Origin of the sequence: Chryseobacterium sediminis (genome assembly GCF_008386505.1) — a bacterium.
GTDB lineage: Bacteria > Bacteroidota > Bacteroidia > Flavobacteriales > Weeksellaceae > Chryseobacterium > Chryseobacterium sediminis.
Genome location: NZ_VUNZ01000001.1, coordinates 1,933,106 through 1,949,499, shown reverse-complemented (window position 1 = coordinate 1,949,499; position 16,394 = coordinate 1,933,106). Strand labels below are relative to the sequence as shown.

Below are 16,394 nucleotides of genomic sequence, written 5' to 3'. Positions count from 1 at the left end.
CTAAAAATAAAAATAATGAAACGATTAATACTATTGTTAGTAGTTCCCGTTCTTGCTCTTGTTGGATGCAACAGAGATGATGACTTTGGAGGAAATAACGAGATTAAGCCTGTTCCGTTTACTGTAAATATTAAATATGATGCTTCCAAATACCCTTCTGTTGCAGACAAAGGAGTAGCGAATGTAACCGTTATCCTGAAAAATACAGCCACGGAAGATCAGATTATTGGAAAAACAGATGCAAACGGAGATCTGAAATTAGATGCCGTTCTGCCAGGAAGTTATAGTATTCAGGCTGAATTGCAACTGAAACAGAACGAATATGAACAGCAGCTGGGACAGGAAACAAGTTATGAAATTGTTCATTTCGGAGGTTTTGATGAAAAAGTAACCATCAATGCCAATACCTCTTCAAAATTGGTCAGAATTACCAACGGAAACCTTGGAGATCTTGTGATCAAACAATATTATTATGCAGGTTCGGATAATAAATTAGGAGCCAATTTCCGAGATCAGTTTATTGAGATTCATAATAATTCAGATCAGACTATTTATGCTGATGGCTTATATCTGGTATTTCTCGAAGGAAATGTGAATAGCAATGTGACCACTTATACTTTATCTAACGGACAGTATGACTGGAGCAAAACTGCCGGTGGCGGTGCTGCAGCCAATACAGATTATGTATACTCTAATATACTTATCAAAATACCTGGAAGCGGCAGTCAATATCCTATTTTGCCAGGGAAAAGTATTATTGTAGCTCAAACTGCCATTAATCATAAAATGCCTTTTGATGATATTAACGGGACAGGAGTAGCAATACAGGAACCTGACAGAACCGTTGATCTGAGTCATGCAGACTTTGAAACCTATATGGGAGACTATAATATAAGTATTGGTAAAAAGCCTTTCGCATGGGATATTCAGAATATTATGGTGCCGGATATGCAGGTTGCTTACTGGAGTATTGCCTCTAATGACTTAATCCTGAATGTAAATTCTATGCTGGGATTAGGAATTTTGAGAGCAACTGATGCAGAAGTGGCAAGCTGGCAAAAAGTAGCTGCTCCTAAAGCTCCTACAGGAACCCTGTTTTTACAGATTCCTAAAAACTATATCATAGACGGAATAGATATTACGGATAAAGAGCAGAAAGTACCTAAAGATTTCCCTGCAGATATAGACGCTTCAAGAACTTTCATTGTCAATTCACTAGGACAGGCTGAAGGTACTTTTACCGGACTTTCTGTAATCCGTAAGACGAAGGAAATTATCAATGGACGTGTGGTACTGCAGGATACGAATAATTCTGCCAATGATTTTGTAACGATTAAAGCAAACCCTCGAGGATATGCACAATAATAAAAATAAGACAATTAAAGCTTTTCAATACAGTATATTGGGATTGGCTGCATTAGGCAGTCAGCTCTTCCATGCTCAGACTACTCATTTAGATAGTATTAATATCAGTTCTGTAGAAAAGGAAATCAGAATAAATGATCCCTATATTTCATTTTTCCAGCCTTTGGATTTTTCACGGACAACCTTTCAGTATTCTTCTGCAAAACAAAATTTTAAAAGAGTACAGACCGCGGGAGAAACAGGAAGCTTTACTTTTCAGTCTGAAGGAGTTTATAAACTGAATGATAAAATTGCTTTATCAGGGAGACTTAAAGCAGACAAAACCACCGAAGAAGATGTTCCTTATATCCTGAGCGACGAAAGAACTACAAATTCTTCTTTTATTTATAATCCCTCATATTATTGGGTTCCCCGTACGGCAAGATGGCAGAAACAAAACTATTTTATCAACGGACAGTTTGCCTATAATCCTGTAAAACCTGTAATCCTGCAGTTGGGAGGAGAAGGTATGTATGCAAAATCTTACCGTCAGAATGCAGATCCAAGACCGAAGGTAGACGATTACAAATACAAAGCCTTTGCAAAATTGGGTTTAAAATGGAAACAACATGCCATTTTCGGAAAACTGAGCTACGTACATCATTACAAGGGAAATGATATCATGTTTGTCAATATAAAAGGAAATGTACCGGCAAATGACAGCATTTATATTCGATATAATGAAGGATATGGTAATCAATACATCGGGAATACCGAGTATAAAACTTCCGAATATAAAATGGGAGGTTACATTTGGGGAGGAGAATATGCCTTTAATAGTGAGAATACCCATTTCTCTGCCGGATATGATTATAAAAACCTGATTGAGCGCTTCTACAGGGTTTTTGAATATCAGGATGGCAGTTTTAAATGGCATAAGGACTATACAAAATATTCCGGGCTGAAAACAGATCTGCATAGTTTCTACCTTAATTTTTTAGGAAATTATAATGGTAAAAAGTGGGCTTCCATGATGACCTATCAGGATCAGCTGGATACCAATTATAACTATCCCCTGGAGTACAGATCGTATCGTCTGGAGCAGAAGAATCTTTTCTGGCAGAATAGTGTGGTTTGGTTTAACCATAAAAATGAGGCATTTAAAATTCTTTTTGATGCAGCATATGGGAAAAATCATGTGAAAGATGCATCAGTGGTAATGGAGAGAAAACTTTCTTTTTTCAATTACCGTCTTGGAGCAGAAAAAGAATTTGTTTTAAAACCTTCACATAAATTAGCGGTTGGTCTTTCGCAAAATCTGTATATTCCATTGGAAAAAGAATTCAATTATCAGCCTTATCAAAGCACAAAAGAGAATATCTTTGCAACTAAGATTGCCCAGCCGGACTTTGCATATGATGCAACGCCTAAAATTGGTCTTAATTTTAACGCAAGTTATATTTTTGACCAGAATAAAATCAGGTATGAACTGTTTGGAAGTTTTTCTCAAACCTGGCTGATGAACAGTACCTATAAAAATAAAGTGGACTACAATGGCAGAGCTAATCATGTTGCCTTGGTAGGATTGAATGTTTATTATTAAAAATAAATGAAAGACAGATATCTCGCTTTTCTGGCCCTTGTCGGAATAGCATGTTTATTAAGTTATACCTCAAATGACCCTACGGGATACACCGTGGAAGAGCTTCGTACTTTATACAGCAGCGGGGATCAGAACAAGTGGCCGGCTGCTCATTTATTTGATGAAGCGAAAGAAGGTTTTCAGGATATCGGACCTTTGTCTAAAATGAAATTTCCTGAAGATAATCCCTATTCCGAAGAGAAAATGGAACTGGGAAAAATGTTGTTTTTTGATCCGAGATTATCCAAAAGCGGACAAATTTCCTGTGCCAACTGTCATAACCCTGAAATTGGCTGGTCAGACGGGAGCAGAGTTTCCTTTGGCCACGACAGGCAAACGGGAACCAGAAATGCACCCACTTTAGTGAATATTGGATTTGCCAAAACATTCTTTTGGGACGGCCGTTCAGCGACTTTGGAAGAGCAGGTGAAAGCTCCTATTGAAAATCCGGTAGAAATGAATCTGCATATGTCAATGGCCACAAAAAATATCAGAAAGATCAAAGGTTATAAAGATTTCTTTGTAAAAGCTTTCGGAAATGGGGAAGTGACGGAAGAGAAAATTGCAAAAGCTGTTGCTACATTTGAACGCTCTCTGATAAGTCCGCCATCAAAGTTTGATAAATTCGTTACAGGGAAAAAAGATGCCTTAACGGATTCCGAAATCAATGGACTTCATTTATTCCGTACCAAAGCGAATTGTATCAATTGTCACAACACCCCTTACTTTTCTGACCAGAAGTTCCACAATCTGGGGCTTACATATTATGGAAAGAAGTATGAAGATCTGGGAAGATATATTGTTACCAAAAAGAACGAAGATGTAGGAAAGTTTAAAACACCTACGCTGAGAGAAGTTTCTGAGAATAAGCCTTACATGCATAATGGACTTTTTCCTGAGCTGGCCAACATTGTAATGATGTACAACGCCGGAATGGGAAGGGAAACACCAAAAGGAGATCAGATCAATGATCCTAAGTTTCCCCACAAATCAGGAATGGTAGAAAAACTGAATCTGACGGACGACGAAGTTTTTGATATCGTAGCATTTTTAAAAACGTTAAACAGTTACAAATACAAAATGCGTCCACCGGAATTGCCTAAATCGTAATAATTATAAAAAACTCTTCCAACTGGAAGAGTTTTTATTTTAAAGTATAAATCATTTAGATTCATTTTTGTATCGGTTCTATAGTAACAAATGCCCGTAAGCGTATATCGTCTTCTACATCAATTGGTTTAAATAAATTATACCATCCTGTACGAAAACCTCCGGCACCATAATTAATATGTACATAGAAAATATTATTTTTCTCCAGATATCCGTCTATGACTGTCGAATGTCCGTATGTCGTAAAATTTCCCATGTGAAAATAAACGGGCCTTTTTTGGTTGATCTCTTTTTTAATCAATATAATAATACTGTCTTTAGTAATAATATGACTTATTTGTTCCTTCTCTGCAATCTGTTTCATCTGTTCCTGTGAAAAAGGAATTTCTCCGGTAAAGCTTCCATAAAAAGTAGCTTTGCAAGCAAAATGTTTTTCAACCTGAGAGGCAGGATTGATCATTTCCAGATATTTTGGAGTTCCGAAATCCTTACGAATGGCTATGGCAGTAAGATAGGAGTAGCGTGCTACAGCATCTATAGCTTCAGGCTGACTATTGTCATTGATATCCGTTGTAAAATCCTTCCATTCCAGAACATAATCTGATAATGTATCTTTAATGAAATGTCCTTTGGAACAGCTATAGGAAACCGAACCAAATGGTTTTAAACGATGATAATAAAGAATCTGTGCTAAAGCTGTACTCCAGCATCCCAATACCTCATTTTCAGGTGTGTATTTTGTGTAAGTCCCCCACTGATCCCAATTCGTTTCTAATAGAAATGGGGCCTTAATAGTAATAGGCTGCTGTGCGGGAATCTGATTCGAGCTGATCTGAGAATGGCTCCAATTGCTAATCATTAATAACATGATAGATAATAAGTTTATAAGCTTCATAAGTGAAATTTTATTCGGCAAATAAACAATATCCCAAAGTCTTTACCCACTCAAAACAGGTTTTGAGTGGTATTAAAATTCTCTCATTTTGTAGATTTTGAGTATGTTTTGGGAGAATGACCTGTATGTTTTCTGAAAATTCGATAGAAACTGGCTTCAGAATTAAACCCGCAGTCAAAAGCGATACCGGTAAGGCTGAGGTGTTTATATTCCGGGTTATTCAGTCTTTTTTTCACTTCTTCCACACGATAACTGTTTACCCAGCTGCGAAAATTCATTTCAAATTTAGCATTAATGGCAGCAGAAACCTGTGATGCCGGAAAACCGATTATTTTCGCCACATCTTTCAGATTTAATTCAGGTTCTATGAAGAGATGTTGCTTTTCCATAATTTCTAATAATGCAGATTGAATGGCATAGAGATTTTTTTCGTCCAGAGACGTTTTTATATCCATAGATGTAATCTCTGGCTGTGGTATTTCTTCTGTATAAATTTTATTTTTTGAGATCCGTACAGATTGTACTTCACCAGCTATTATAGTTCGATACCCTTGAAAAGAGAGAAAGTAAATTAAGAGTGCCAGATAACCGTAAAAAATTTCCAGATACAGAAATGAGTGATTCAGTTGTAAGATATTGGAGGTAATTGAAGATAAAAATAACACAATTACCAATATTCCTGTTCCGATAAGCAGATTTCGGAGCCATGCCAATTCCTGATATTGGGTTGCAGATTGACTGGTAAATAACCACCGCCGGTATTTTTGGGTTTTCCTGAAACTGAGATACCAATATATGCCTGCGGAAACAAGAACAAAAAAATCTTCAGCCCATTTAACAGAGTTATAATACAGATATTTTTCTGCAATAAAATCCTGTGTCTGCACATCTGGCTGTATAAACCCAATGATATAGACAATCATTGCATGAAACTGAAATATCAATGCAGGTAAAAAATGTAACCAATGTTTGCGGTTCAACGAAAAATGTTTCTCTGTGAGTGAACAGGTATATAAATAAAACAATGGCTGCATAAGCGTATCAATAGCCAGAGGAAAATAATGGAACCCCGGATATTGCCATAAACCAAGAGTATGTAGTAATATTTTGATATTCAAAAAAGCCAGAGTAATTAATATAGCAGATAATAACTTTTTCCCCGAAGTATGGGAAGGGGAATATCCGATAGCTATTGTAGTGGCTACCCCCTGTATTACAGCCGTGATAACGACAGTATCAAATATATTAAAGCACCAGTTCATCTTTATAAGACTAATATAATAAGGTGCTAATATACAGACTTCTGCCGTTAAAATTTGGTGCAAGTTTTACCTAAAGAGATGTAAATTTCAAAATGAATTTTTAGATATTAATAATTTATGAAAATTAATAAACGAAATTCATAATGTGGTTTTAATTTGTATATTTGATTTTTATTTAGAATAAATAAAAATATTGTTTAATAAAGAATAATGAATACAATTTTATCCATCTAATCCACAATTTTCACTAAAAAAACTATGGAACAACAAAACAAAAGAATCCTCACACTGGATTTAATAAAAGGTATAAGTGTTATCGGAATGATCATAATACATACCTTGCTGGTGTATGCCAATGTAAAATCACAATATGAAACAGCAATTGGAAGTTTTATTGTTTTTCTTGGAAGGGGAACTTCCATTTTCCTGATCTGTATGGGAATTACCTTCATGACTTCCAGCCATCAAAGCCTTAAAAGTGCATTAAAGCGAGGTGTTTTACTAGTCTTTGCAGGTCTGTTCATGAATTTTATGAAATTTATGATCCCTGTGATTTTTAATTTTGCTCCCGATAATTTTATGCAAAAATATGGATGGCATGCACCTATAGAACAGCAGTATGTATATCTGGTACAGCTGGGTGATATTTTGCAGCTGGCAGGGATGTCATTGTTGTTTGTAGGATTTATCAGAGAATATGTGAAAAATAAATATATCATTCTGGCGATAGGTTTATTCGTTGCGTTGATATCCAGAGAAGTTAGCGGAATTAATCTTGACTATCCTGTGATCAATTATGTGCTGGATCTTCTTTTTAATACAGACTATCCGGCCTATGTATATTTTCCTGTTTTCCCATGGATGGCTTTTATTATCATCGGAATGTTTTTCGGGAAATGGTTTCAGGAGCTGAACTACAACGCTAAACAAATATTTAAAAATATGCTGTATGTAGGGCTGTTGTTCATTGCCGTAGGAGCCCCGCTGGTTTTTCTGTATGGTGACTATAATTACAACGGGTTTTATCATATGGGACCTGGCGGAGTGATCTATTTTGCAGGATGGACATTACTTTTTTTATGGCTGATTAATACAATAACGACAAACGTTAAAGAAAATGGCTTTATGCGTATTCTAAAATACTGCAGTAAAAATTTAACCTCCATGTATATGATCCAATGGATACTGATCTCTTGGGGGAAAGGAATTTTTGGATATAGACAACATGAAATTGGTTATGTGTCTGTGCTGATTGTATTGTATATTATCCTCACATTTTCAGTACAGACTTTGGTGGATATTCTAAGAAAGAAAAAAACTTTAATTAATTTCAGACCTATATCATCAAACAAAACAGCCCTGAAATAAAGATGTCAATTTAAGGCTAAAAAATATTTTATAACAAAACCACAGTAAAAGATTCACTGTGGTTTTGTTTTTAATAATGAGTTAAAGAATCTCCACTTCTTCAGGTATCACAAAAAGAATGGTACATCCATGCTCTGACTTCACAGAATGCTTAAAATTCGGTGGAGTGTACAGATAATCCCCTTTTTCAAGTTGGGCACCTGCAATAGTAGCATCACCTACCATAATAAACAGCTCCTCGCCGGCAGGATGATTATGATAAGGATAGCTGGCTCCCGGTTCAAATTTTAAAAGAATACTGGTTGAGCGGTTTTTCTCCGGATCAAACTTTAAAGATTTTACAAAAATACCTTCATAATGAATCCCTTTTTCAATTAAAGGCTGCCATTCTTTCTGTTCTGTTTTTACGATGTAGTCGTGAATGTTAGTGTTCATAATATATAAATTTTAATTGTTATTGTTGTAAAAATTGGTCTAAACTCCATTGATAGCGTGAGAACGTACTCAGGAGAAATGCTCCGGCACTGAATGCAAAGACGGAATAATCTAAAGGCTCTTTAATGCCAAAAGAAATACTCATCGCAACCGCAAAAAATAAAGTAAGAATAGAGGCGCACCGTGTAGTTCCTTTTACTTGATACCCAACAAGAAGCAGAATACCGATTGATAATTCAGTGGCTGTAGACAATACGGCTATTATGGAAGCCCATGACTGCGGTAAAAATGAATTTGTTTCAGCAGTATAATCGACAAATTTTTTCCAGCCCGAAGATTGAGTTCCCCAAAGGTTCAGTCTGCTTGCTACAGCAGATAAAAATCCGGATGCCAGAGCTATCCTTAATAAAAAAACGGCGGTGTCCTGTTGAGTCTTCATACTTATAATTTTTAGGTCTTAATTACAGGTACAAAGTTCAGCGAAAAGCAATGTCTAAAGAATAGACAATTCCGGGAAAAGCATAGAATATTTAATGAGGGGAGAGAGAAGCACAAGGATGGAAGTTGGAAGTGATGACGTATAAAACAGACGAGTCCTCAAAGGCTGTAGAGAATTCAGTATATTGACATTTGGCCATAAATTATAGTACAGTTTTAGGCACAAGCTTCATCAGAATCGATTGAATATCGATTCACTTTGCTCACTTAAGATAAAACGGAATTGAAAATAAATCTTTGCGTGTTATAAAAATCCAGAATTACAGATTTCTCCAATTTTTGTACCTGATTCCCATCCTGACTTCTTTAAATTTCCTTTACCGCTTTCTGGTAATCTTTTGGAGAACGGGAAGTATGTTTTTTAAAGAAATTGGAAAAGTAGAAAGGATCATTGAAACCAAGAAGGTAAGCAATTTCTTTCACGGTAAGCTTTTCATACAGTAAAAGTCTCTTCGCTTCAGAAATAATAAGGCTGTAGATAACATTCTGAGCGGTTTTGCTGGTGTGTAGTTTTGAAACTTCATTCAGTTTGGCTTCAGTAGTTCCGAGGATATCAGCAAAATGGGAGACCTGATAATTATTTTTAAAATGGGTTCTTACACTTTCAAGGAATTTTAAGAATAAAGCATCCGGTTTCCAGACTTCATCACCATTGGCAATTTTACTACGGTTGATTTCTACCAACAGCAATTCAACCAAAGAATGCGTGGAGATCAGATACTGATAAGGCTGTTCCTGAATTTCTTTTTCAATAGTGTTGAGTGTTTCGGAGAAAAATTCGGGATGAAGTACAGTAATCATTTCATTCATTCCAAAATGACAAAAAAGCCCGTTGTGAAAAATAAGTTCAATATCGCTGTCACTTTTAGAGAAGAAGTCAAGGGTAAATTCTAATGCTGTAAGTTCTCCTTCCACCGATTTTAACTGATGAAACTGTCCTGAAGTAATGGTTATAGTCTGACCGGTTTTCAGGAAAAAAATATTTTCATCAACCAGAATTTCAGCGCTCCCATGATCACACCAGAATAATGTGTATTTGATGACCCGCCTTGGCTCAGCATGCCCTGATTGATTAGAATATTTTTTTATTTCAATCATTTTTAAATCTATTTATGAATAGAAAATTCTGTTTTATAATATGTCAGAAAACAAATTTATCATTGACTAAATTACAAAATGTTTAATTAAATTGATTATTTCTAAAGTTATATTGTCAAAGAAAAATGCCTAAATTCGTGTAGATTTAAACAAAAATTCAGAATGAAATACTCTAAAATTATTATCGTTGTTATGTTGTTCTTATTTCAGTTAGGAGCAGCACAGGAAAAGGCAGATGTAGTATTAAATACAGCTTTCAAAGAAGCTAAATCGAACAATAAAAATGTTTTGCTGGTATTCCATGCTTCATGGTGCAAATGGTGCAAAATGATGGAAAAAAACATGGATCTTCCTGAAGCTAAACCTATTTTTGATAAAAGATTCGTTACTGCTTATGTGGATGTTCAGGAAAGAGGCGAGAAGAAAAGCCTTGAAAACCCTGGCGGACAAGAGCTGATGAATAAATATAAAGGTGAAAATGCCGGACTCCCTTTCTGGCTGATTCTGAATCCAAAAGGAGAAGTACTCGCAGATTCTTTTGATGCTAAAGGACAAAACCTGGGATCACCGGCAACACCGGAAGAAGTATCTGCTTTCATTGCTAAGCTTGGGAAATCCTCAACACTGAGTAAAGAAGAATCACAGACGATAGAAAAGGTATTTGTGACGAAATAAGACTTTAAAAAATAAAAAAATCCCTTCAATAAGTTCATTGGAGGGATTTTTATTATATCATCGGTTGATTAAAGCTTCTTGTAGTAATATTCAATATTTGTCCATAAAACCTGATCTTCTGATCTTACCATTTCAGAAGGAGCGGTAAATATATTCCCAAAAATATTTTCGTATTGGGTTATCCCAAAATGCGCACTTTTAGTAATCAGAAGCCCTTCTTCATTGGTTCGGGGTACTCTTTTAATATATCTGTAAGTTCTTTTTAGAGTGAACAAGGATGTATTTTTATTGAAATCACCAATATAAGTTGGTTTATTAGTAGTATTCTCTTTGATAAGTACAGAGTCATTTACAATCGTGAAACTATAAGTGAAATCTGTAGTTGAGGCTTCGGAAATCAATTTGATGGTCTTGTTTGTAAGATCAAGACTTATCTTTTTCCATGCAGGTTCCTGATACATGCTCCAGTATTTGCTCAGATAAGATTCATCAGGATTAGACTTACTTCCAAATGATCCTGTGTACAGTGTAGTTCCTTTTACCGCATAGCTTTTGAATTCAAACTGATACATTTCTTTATCAATCGGCTTCGGATCGTCAATAGTGTTGTCATTATTTCCACATGAGATCAGCGAGAGGCACATCATTGCTGCATAAAAAGGGTACTTCATCGTTATTTTTTTTTACAAAAATAGAGGTTTTGCACGTATTGGTGAAATAGATAAGGATGTGATTTGTCAGTAATAGAAAAACAAAAAAGGCGAATTCAATTATTCGCCTTTTTGTTTTACATGTTATTTTCCAAAATATATCATATCCTGCTTCTGCTGTTCATTATAAATGATCTGGAAGCTTACAGGCATATACTGATAAAGGAGTTTCCAATGTTGAATCTTTGCGTGTTTCTTGAAACTTTCAAAAGATCTTACAAACAGATTTTCAATCATGGTTCTTACGTAAGAATCCCCATTTTTATAGATTGAGTCCATTAGTTTAAGGTGATGGGCAATAATGCTGATTTTAGATTCCTGTAAAAGATTCTTCAGATAGTTCACGGTAGCCTGCATGATCCCAGCAAAATTGTTCTGAACAGACAACTGTGTGATTTCATTGCGAAGTGGCGGATAGAAAAATTTTAAGTATTCAACAGCTATTTTTTGATTAATAGTTTGCATTTGTACTTTCATCATAATTAAGAATTTTTCAAACACTTTATATTGCAGCGAAATGTATACCAAAATTTAAAGGCAGGCCGCAAAAATAAATACACTTACTATTACAGCGATGTGAGTGAGTAATATCTCTGTATTGTGTCTGTTGGTCGTAGTTTTCCAGGTTTTCCAGTCTGAAATTCTTCTTATTTTATTTTTCATAATCTATTGATTGTGAGTTATTTTTAATTTTGTTTAATTTAAACACTTTGTAATGAAAGGGATAAAAAATGTAATAAACCTTTATATGCCGTGACTGTAAATTTGTCTTGAATATACCTTCTGAAGGTTGGCCGAAATGTGACTAAAAATCACTTTTCTGTATTCTTCACTGCAGAAAGCGGTACAATTGTCCAGAGAATAAATGAAAGTCGTCTCAATAGCATTTTTTAATATGGTATCTCCGTCAGTATAAATTTTGTCCATTTTCTGTAAACTTCTGAACAGCAGATTTCTGTCATTCTGGCGGATCATATTTTTAATACGCTCTGTGAAAGTGCGGATGATACTGTATGAGTTTTGAATTTTAATTTCTTTTACTTCTTGTTCAAAATCGGGAACCACGTCTGTGATTTCCTTTACGGCCTGTAGATAATTCATAATATTATATTTTAATTTGGATTGTGTTCTAACATTTTAATGATGGCACCAAAGATGAAAATGGTTAAAAAAGCAAAAAAGAGCAGATGATAAGGTTTCAGCCACTTTGGAGTTTCCGGTCCTTTGCTTTTTAATCGTCTAAGCTTATCGAGTCTGTTTAATGTCTTTAAGTCCATTTTGCTATGTTTTCAAATCATGATGCCAATGGTATTCCGTTGAAAATAAATTTAAATTAAGGTGTTGATAAATAATGATTTGTGATTTTTAAGGTTGGTTCTTTAAATAAAAAAGCATGTCAAAATGATAAGGGTTTTATCAATTTGGAAAATAAAAGTCAAAAAAACTTCTTCCACAAAGCTTACTACAAATGAATGACTGAGAATTCCCCTCCCTTGGAGGGGTGGCAAATCGAAGATTTGACGGGGTGGTTAAAAACTCAGCGCTCTCTCTAAAATGACTTTTTTTAATTTTCGCAGAAAGAATTAGAATGAATATCTTTGCAGTCCAAATATTCAGAAAAATGTTTTCAAAAATAATAGTACACAGAGTAGGAAATAAGATCAATGGAGATTCTTTGACGATTTCCCAGGAGGAATTGAAGCTGGAAGAAGGAATGGCAGAAATGCTTGAAGATTACTTTTTAGGCTCTTTCAAATCGGAAGAAACTTTTCATTTTTACAGTGATACTTATCTCGTGAATAACCCGGTTTACAGTGCTGTTTCTGAAATTTTTGATGATAAATCCAAATTCATCTGGGAGTCTGAGAATATTGCAAAACACCTTTTTGATGCTGCAGAAAACCCTAGAGTTCAGAGCGGAGAACTTTTTATCGTACTTTTTGAAGACGAAAGTGACCGTCCTGATAAAGTGGATAAAATCGGGATTTTTAAAACAGAGAAGAGAGAATCTTTCCTGAAGATCAACCCTTCAGAAGAAACATTTGATATTGAAAAAGATCAGGGAATCGGCTTGTCTAAAATTGATAAGGCGGCTTTGATTTATAACAACAATAAGGAAACCGGATATGTACTTTCTGTAGTTGATAACAACAAAAACGGGGATATGTACTATTGGTTTGAAGATTTCCTGAAAGTAAAACAGCGTGATGATGAATATTTCCACACGCAGGAGGCTTTGATGGTCTATAAAGATTATATTACCAAACAGCTTCCTCAGGAGTTTGAAGTTTCCAAAGCAGATCAGGCAGATTTCTTGAATAAGTCTATCAATTTCTTCAAAGAAAAAGAAGAATTTAAACTGGATGAATTTGCCAGTGAAGTATTGGGAGACGAGCATGTGATTGAAAGTTTTGTGAACTTTAAAACAGATTACGAACAAGATATGCAGGTAAATATTGCTGAAGAATTCCCGATCAGTGAAGCTGCGGTAAAAAAGACTCAGAGACACTTTAAAAGTATTATTAAACTGGATAAAAACTTCCATATCTACATCCACGGAGACCGACAGAAAATTGAAATGGGTGAAGATGATAAAGGAAAATATTACAGACTTTATTTCGAAAAAGAGGTGTAAAAAGAGGTCTCCCGTTCATAATAATATCATAACTTTATTGCTGATTACAAAATAGCAGCTATGAAATTTATGATCATTTTCTGGGGGATTTTTCTCTTTTTTTTCTGCGTTCCTTTTCCGATTTTCATTTATATGATGAGTGAGGAATTGGCAACAGAACCGAGAAATTCATTAGCTGTGAGCTATGGGTATCTCGGTTTTTCTTTGCTCATATGGTTGTATGTGATTTTCTTCTTTATGAATATCCTTTTTATAAAAACCTTTAAAGAGAAGAACACTATTCAATCCATACTGAGGAACGGAATTCCGAGAGAAGCAAAAATCATCAATTATAAACTCCTGAAGTATATTCCGAAAACCAATATGAATATCATTCAGATTGTACTTTCTTTTCCTAATCTCAGAAATACATTGATTGAACATGAAATGATGTTTCACGATTCTAAGCCACAGGAAAAAAGATTTGATATCGGAAATAAGGTGAAAGTACTGCTAAATCCCAACGTTTCGCAGGAGCCTTACTTTATTTTAAGTGATCAGAAAGTGGGATTCAATACCTCAGGAATCGTTTTAAGAATTGTGTTTGCTATATTGATGATTGCATACGTAACCGGACTCTACTATTATTTCTATATGCGGGAATCCTTTGATTTTGGCTGGAGATTTCTAACATTCATGCATCCGATTATTTTCAGTGGAGTGATGACTCTTATTTATGTGTTGGTTTTCCAGTTACTGGTTAGTAAGCTTTTTAAAAATAAAAAAGAAGAACGGATCCTCTTCTCAGGAAGAAATGCTGAAGCCAATATCATCAGCGTAAGCCAGACGGGTCTTCTTGTCAATGATCAGCCTCAAATTATGTTTCAGGTAAGTTTTAAAGATTTCAGAGGAACTGAACATATTGCTGTTTACAAGAAAGTTGTCAGTCTTTTGAATCTTTCTTCTGTCCCTAAATATGGAAGCATTGAGATCATGTATGATGAGAATGATCCGAAGAAAATTATGATTCCTAAGGGGTTTTAAAAAATCCGTCATTCTTATTCAAACATACAGAGTGCTTTTTGCCTTATTCACTATCTTTGTCTTCTTAGCCTAAAAATCATATGAAAACAACAATTGTTGATCTTACAAAACCTATTCAATACAATGAAGGAGACCCATGGTTTATGAGGGTGAAAATCAAACATAAAGCACACAGAAAATCACATTGGCTGATTCGTCTGGCGTTGAGACTTCCGTCAAGACTTTTCCCTAAAAACTGGACAGGCTGGGCAGACGACACGATCAAAAATATGGGTCTTCATGCTACAACTCATATTGATGCTCCATGGCATTATGGTCCTGTAGTAGAAGGGAAACCCGCTAAGACCATAGACCAGATTCCTCTAGAATGGTGTTATGGGGATGGAATCGTGATTGACTGTACTCATAAAGAAGATTTTGTGGCTATCACAATAGATGATCTTAAAAAAGACCTTGATAAAAACGGAATCACCATACAAGAAGGAAACATTGTCCTGATCAGAACTGACCGGGACAAAATGATGGGAACCTCTGATTTTGTAGAAAAAGGAACCGGAATGAGCAAAGAAGCTACAGAGTGGTTGATTGACCAAGGCGTGAAAGTAATGGGAATTGATCAATGGGGTTGGGATCTTCCTCTAAAATATATGGCTCAAAAAGCCAAAGAAATGAATGATCCAGAGTTCTTCTGGGAAGGCCATCGCGTAGGGATTGAAAAAGAATATTTACACATCGAGCAGCTTACAAATCTGAGTGCGCTGCCTCCGTCCGGATTTAAAATCTGTGTATTTCCGTTAAAGATTGTAGGCGGTTCTGCAGCTCCGGCAAGGGTAGTGGCTATGATGAACGAATAGAGAGAGTGAATTAAAAGAGAAAGGGCAAACTTGCATTGGCAAATTTACCCTTTCAAACATATCATTTTTAGCGTTCTTCGTTTATTGATCTAAGCTTTTTTTCTGAAAAATAAGGCTCTGCTGTACTCAAAATTCATTCTGGCAATATTGAGTACCGAAATTCCTTGCGGACATTCCACTTCACAGGCTTCTGTATTGGAACAATGCCCGAATAATTCGGTGTCCATTTGAGCTACCATATCCAGAACCCTTTTGCTTCGTTCTTCTTTCCCTTGAGGAAGAAGTGCCATATGAGTGATTTTTGCAGATGTAAATAATGCTGCACTTCCATTTTTACACGTAGCAACACAAGCTCCACATCCAATACAAGCTGCAGAATCAAAAGCTTCTTCAGCAGTCTGATGGGTTACCGGAATGGCAGTAGCATCAGGTGCCTGACCAGTGTTTACAGACACAAATCCTCCAGAAGATATAATTCTGTCAAAAGCAGAACGGTCTACTTTTAAATCTTTCTTCACTGGAAAAGCTTCAGCACGGAAGGGTTCTATCAGAATCGTTTCCCCATCTTTAAAAGACCGTAAATGAAGCTGGCAGGTGGTTGTATTTTTCAGAGGACCATGGGCAATCCCATTAATCATCATTCCACATTGTCCGCAGATCCCTTCACGGCAGTCATGATCAAACTCTACGGGTTCATCGCCCTCAATGATCAGCTTTTCGTTCAGGGTATCCAGCATTTCTAAGAAAGACATATGAGAATTCAATCCTTTCAAATCGTAGCCTACGAGTTTTCCTTCACTTTTTCTGTCTTTCTGTCTCCATATCTTAAGATGTAAATCCATAAT

The 16,394-nt window shown here is 35.6% G+C and carries 19 protein-coding genes; 8 read left to right on the top strand and 11 right to left on the bottom strand.

The window, feature by feature from the left end:
* The first annotated feature begins 15 nt into the window (after positions 1–15).
* From FW780_RS08885 to FW780_RS08875, 3 genes are read left to right on the top strand one after another with little or no spacing between them, the layout of a single operon-like run.
* The gene (locus FW780_RS08885; protein WP_149833257.1) at positions 16–1,365 is read left to right on the top strand and encodes a DUF4876 domain-containing protein; all 1,350 of its coding nucleotides are present in this window, start codon (positions 16–18) and stop codon (positions 1,363–1,365) included.
* Positions 1,355–2,947 carry a DUF6850 family outer membrane beta-barrel protein gene (locus tag FW780_RS08880; protein WP_149833256.1) on the top strand — a complete coding sequence of 531 codons (1,593 nt, stop codon included), beginning with the start codon at positions 1,355–1,357 and terminating at the stop codon, positions 2,945–2,947. Before FW780_RS08885 ends, FW780_RS08880 begins: the two co-directional genes overlap by 11 nt.
* 6 nt (positions 2,948–2,953) lie before the next feature.
* On the top strand, positions 2,954–4,096 hold the full coding sequence (locus tag FW780_RS08875) for a cytochrome-c peroxidase (RefSeq protein ID WP_149833255.1): 1,143 nt from the start codon (positions 2,954–2,956) through the stop codon (positions 4,094–4,096).
* A 61-nt stretch (positions 4,097–4,157) separates the two neighbouring features.
* Here the strand turns inward: FW780_RS08875 and FW780_RS08870 are convergent, their stop codons facing one another.
* Both FW780_RS08870 and FW780_RS08865 read right to left on the bottom strand, forming a co-directional pair.
* The gene (locus FW780_RS08870; protein WP_149833254.1) at positions 4,158–4,991 is read right to left on the bottom strand and encodes a C10 family peptidase; all 834 of its coding nucleotides are present in this window, start codon (positions 4,989–4,991) and stop codon (positions 4,158–4,160) included.
* Positions 4,992–5,074: 83 nt separating this feature from the next.
* A complete protein-coding gene (locus FW780_RS08865; RefSeq protein ID WP_149833253.1) occupies positions 5,075–6,253 on the bottom strand; it encodes a helix-turn-helix domain-containing protein in 1,179 nt (392 codons plus the stop codon).
* 258 nt (positions 6,254–6,511) lie between these two features.
* On the opposite strand from FW780_RS08865, the gene FW780_RS08860 reads away from it, so the two are divergent.
* The gene (locus FW780_RS08860; RefSeq protein ID WP_149833252.1) at positions 6,512–7,621 is read left to right on the top strand and encodes a heparan-alpha-glucosaminide N-acetyltransferase domain-containing protein; all 1,110 of its coding nucleotides are present in this window, start codon (positions 6,512–6,514) and stop codon (positions 7,619–7,621) included.
* A gap of 81 nt (positions 7,622–7,702) precedes the next feature.
* Here FW780_RS08860 and FW780_RS08855 read toward each other — a convergent pair whose 3' ends face one another.
* The 3 genes from FW780_RS08855 to FW780_RS08845 form a co-directional block, all read right to left on the bottom strand.
* Positions 7,703–8,056 (bottom strand): cupin domain-containing protein, encoded by a 354-nt coding sequence (locus tag FW780_RS08855; protein ID WP_149833251.1) that lies wholly within the window; start codon positions 8,054–8,056, stop codon positions 7,703–7,705.
* 19 nt (positions 8,057–8,075) lie between these two features.
* Positions 8,076–8,495, bottom strand: a complete 420-nt coding sequence (locus tag FW780_RS08850; protein ID WP_149833250.1) for a DoxX family membrane protein — start codon at positions 8,493–8,495, stop codon at positions 8,076–8,078.
* Positions 8,496–8,860: 365 nt separating this feature from the next.
* The gene (locus FW780_RS08845) at positions 8,861–9,652 is read right to left on the bottom strand and encodes a helix-turn-helix domain-containing protein (protein ID WP_149833249.1); all 792 of its coding nucleotides are present in this window, start codon (positions 9,650–9,652) and stop codon (positions 8,861–8,863) included.
* Between the two features lie 162 nt (positions 9,653–9,814).
* Between FW780_RS08845 and FW780_RS08840 the strand changes: the two genes are divergently transcribed.
* Positions 9,815–10,327, top strand: a complete 513-nt coding sequence (locus tag FW780_RS08840; protein WP_149833248.1) for a thioredoxin family protein — start codon at positions 9,815–9,817, stop codon at positions 10,325–10,327.
* Positions 10,328–10,395: 68 nt separating this feature from the next.
* Here the strand turns inward: FW780_RS08840 and FW780_RS08835 are convergent, their stop codons facing one another.
* The 5 genes from FW780_RS08835 to FW780_RS08820 all read right to left on the bottom strand — a co-directional run bounded on the left by FW780_RS08835 (position 10,396) and on the right by FW780_RS08820 (position 12,314).
* Positions 10,396–10,998, bottom strand: coding sequence for a hypothetical protein (locus FW780_RS08835; protein WP_149833247.1), 603 nt, complete (start codon positions 10,996–10,998; stop codon positions 10,396–10,398).
* 123 nt (positions 10,999–11,121) lie between these two features.
* Positions 11,122–11,517 carry a DUF7674 family protein gene (locus FW780_RS08830; RefSeq protein WP_077419304.1) on the bottom strand — a complete coding sequence of 132 codons (396 nt, stop codon included), beginning with the start codon at positions 11,515–11,517 and terminating at the stop codon, positions 11,122–11,124.
* Positions 11,518–11,568: 51 nt separating this feature from the next.
* Positions 11,569–11,700, bottom strand: a complete 132-nt coding sequence (locus FW780_RS22710) for a hypothetical protein (protein WP_262712104.1) — start codon at positions 11,698–11,700, stop codon at positions 11,569–11,571.
* An 81-nt stretch (positions 11,701–11,781) separates the two neighbouring features.
* Positions 11,782–12,138: a DUF7674 family protein gene (locus tag FW780_RS08825; RefSeq protein WP_149833246.1), complete on the bottom strand. Its 357-nt coding sequence runs from the start codon at positions 12,136–12,138 to the stop codon at positions 11,782–11,784.
* 11 nt (positions 12,139–12,149) lie between these two features.
* Positions 12,150–12,314: a hypothetical protein gene (locus FW780_RS08820; RefSeq protein ID WP_241676876.1), complete on the bottom strand. Its 165-nt coding sequence runs from the start codon at positions 12,312–12,314 to the stop codon at positions 12,150–12,152.
* 344 nt (positions 12,315–12,658) lie between these two features.
* On the opposite strand from FW780_RS08820, the gene FW780_RS08815 reads away from it, so the two are divergent.
* The 3 genes from FW780_RS08815 to FW780_RS08805 all read left to right on the top strand — a co-directional run bounded on the left by FW780_RS08815 (position 12,659) and on the right by FW780_RS08805 (position 15,549).
* A complete protein-coding gene (locus FW780_RS08815; protein ID WP_149833245.1) occupies positions 12,659–13,672 on the top strand; it encodes a nucleoid-associated protein in 1,014 nt (337 codons plus the stop codon).
* A gap of 60 nt (positions 13,673–13,732) precedes the next feature.
* Entirely contained in the window at positions 13,733–14,695 is a 963-nt protein-coding gene (locus FW780_RS08810) for a hypothetical protein (protein WP_149833244.1), read from the top strand.
* Between the two features lie 80 nt (positions 14,696–14,775).
* A complete protein-coding gene (locus FW780_RS08805; RefSeq protein WP_149833243.1) occupies positions 14,776–15,549 on the top strand; it encodes a cyclase family protein in 774 nt (257 codons plus the stop codon).
* Between the two features lie 89 nt (positions 15,550–15,638).
* Here FW780_RS08805 and FW780_RS08800 read toward each other — a convergent pair whose 3' ends face one another.
* On the bottom strand, positions 15,639–16,391 hold the full coding sequence (locus FW780_RS08800) for a succinate dehydrogenase/fumarate reductase iron-sulfur subunit (protein WP_047378678.1): 753 nt from the start codon (positions 16,389–16,391) through the stop codon (positions 15,639–15,641).
* Between the last annotated feature and the right edge of the window lie 3 nt (positions 16,392–16,394).

Coding starts and splice junctions, on each gene's coding strand:
- FW780_RS08845 (WP_149833249.1), bottom strand. CDS start 9,652: ATGATTGAAATAAAAAAATATTCTAATCAATCAGGGCATGCTGAGCCA.
- FW780_RS08800 (WP_047378678.1), bottom strand. CDS start 16,391: ATGGATTTACATCTTAAGATATGGAGACAGAAAGACAGAAAAAGTGAA.
- FW780_RS08875 (WP_149833255.1), top strand. CDS start 2,954: ATGAAAGACAGATATCTCGCTTTTCTGGCCCTTGTCGGAATAGCATGT.
- FW780_RS08835 (WP_149833247.1), bottom strand. CDS start 10,998: ATGAAGTACCCTTTTTATGCAGCAATGATGTGCCTCTCGCTGATCTCA.
- FW780_RS08880 (WP_149833256.1), top strand. CDS start 1,355: ATGCACAATAATAAAAATAAGACAATTAAAGCTTTTCAATACAGTATA.
- FW780_RS08865 (WP_149833253.1), bottom strand. CDS start 6,253: ATGAACTGGTGCTTTAATATATTTGATACTGTCGTTATCACGGCTGTA.
- FW780_RS08840 (WP_149833248.1), top strand. CDS start 9,815: ATGAAATACTCTAAAATTATTATCGTTGTTATGTTGTTCTTATTTCAG.
- FW780_RS08855 (WP_149833251.1), bottom strand. CDS start 8,056: ATGAACACTAACATTCACGACTACATCGTAAAAACAGAACAGAAAGAA.
- FW780_RS08885 (WP_149833257.1), top strand. CDS start 16: ATGAAACGATTAATACTATTGTTAGTAGTTCCCGTTCTTGCTCTTGTT.
- FW780_RS08805 (WP_149833243.1), top strand. CDS start 14,776: ATGAAAACAACAATTGTTGATCTTACAAAACCTATTCAATACAATGAA.
- FW780_RS08810 (WP_149833244.1), top strand. CDS start 13,733: ATGAAATTTATGATCATTTTCTGGGGGATTTTTCTCTTTTTTTTCTGC.
- FW780_RS08825 (WP_149833246.1), bottom strand. CDS start 12,138: ATGAATTATCTACAGGCCGTAAAGGAAATCACAGACGTGGTTCCCGAT.
- FW780_RS08860 (WP_149833252.1), top strand. CDS start 6,512: ATGGAACAACAAAACAAAAGAATCCTCACACTGGATTTAATAAAAGGT.
- FW780_RS08870 (WP_149833254.1), bottom strand. CDS start 4,991: ATGAAGCTTATAAACTTATTATCTATCATGTTATTAATGATTAGCAAT.
- FW780_RS08820 (WP_241676876.1), bottom strand. CDS start 12,314: ATGGACTTAAAGACATTAAACAGACTCGATAAGCTTAGACGATTAAAA.
- FW780_RS22710 (WP_262712104.1), bottom strand. CDS start 11,700: ATGAAAAATAAAATAAGAAGAATTTCAGACTGGAAAACCTGGAAAACT.
- FW780_RS08850 (WP_149833250.1), bottom strand. CDS start 8,495: ATGAAGACTCAACAGGACACCGCCGTTTTTTTATTAAGGATAGCTCTG.
- FW780_RS08830 (WP_077419304.1), bottom strand. CDS start 11,517: ATGATGAAAGTACAAATGCAAACTATTAATCAAAAAATAGCTGTTGAA.
- FW780_RS08815 (WP_149833245.1), top strand. CDS start 12,659: ATGTTTTCAAAAATAATAGTACACAGAGTAGGAAATAAGATCAATGGA.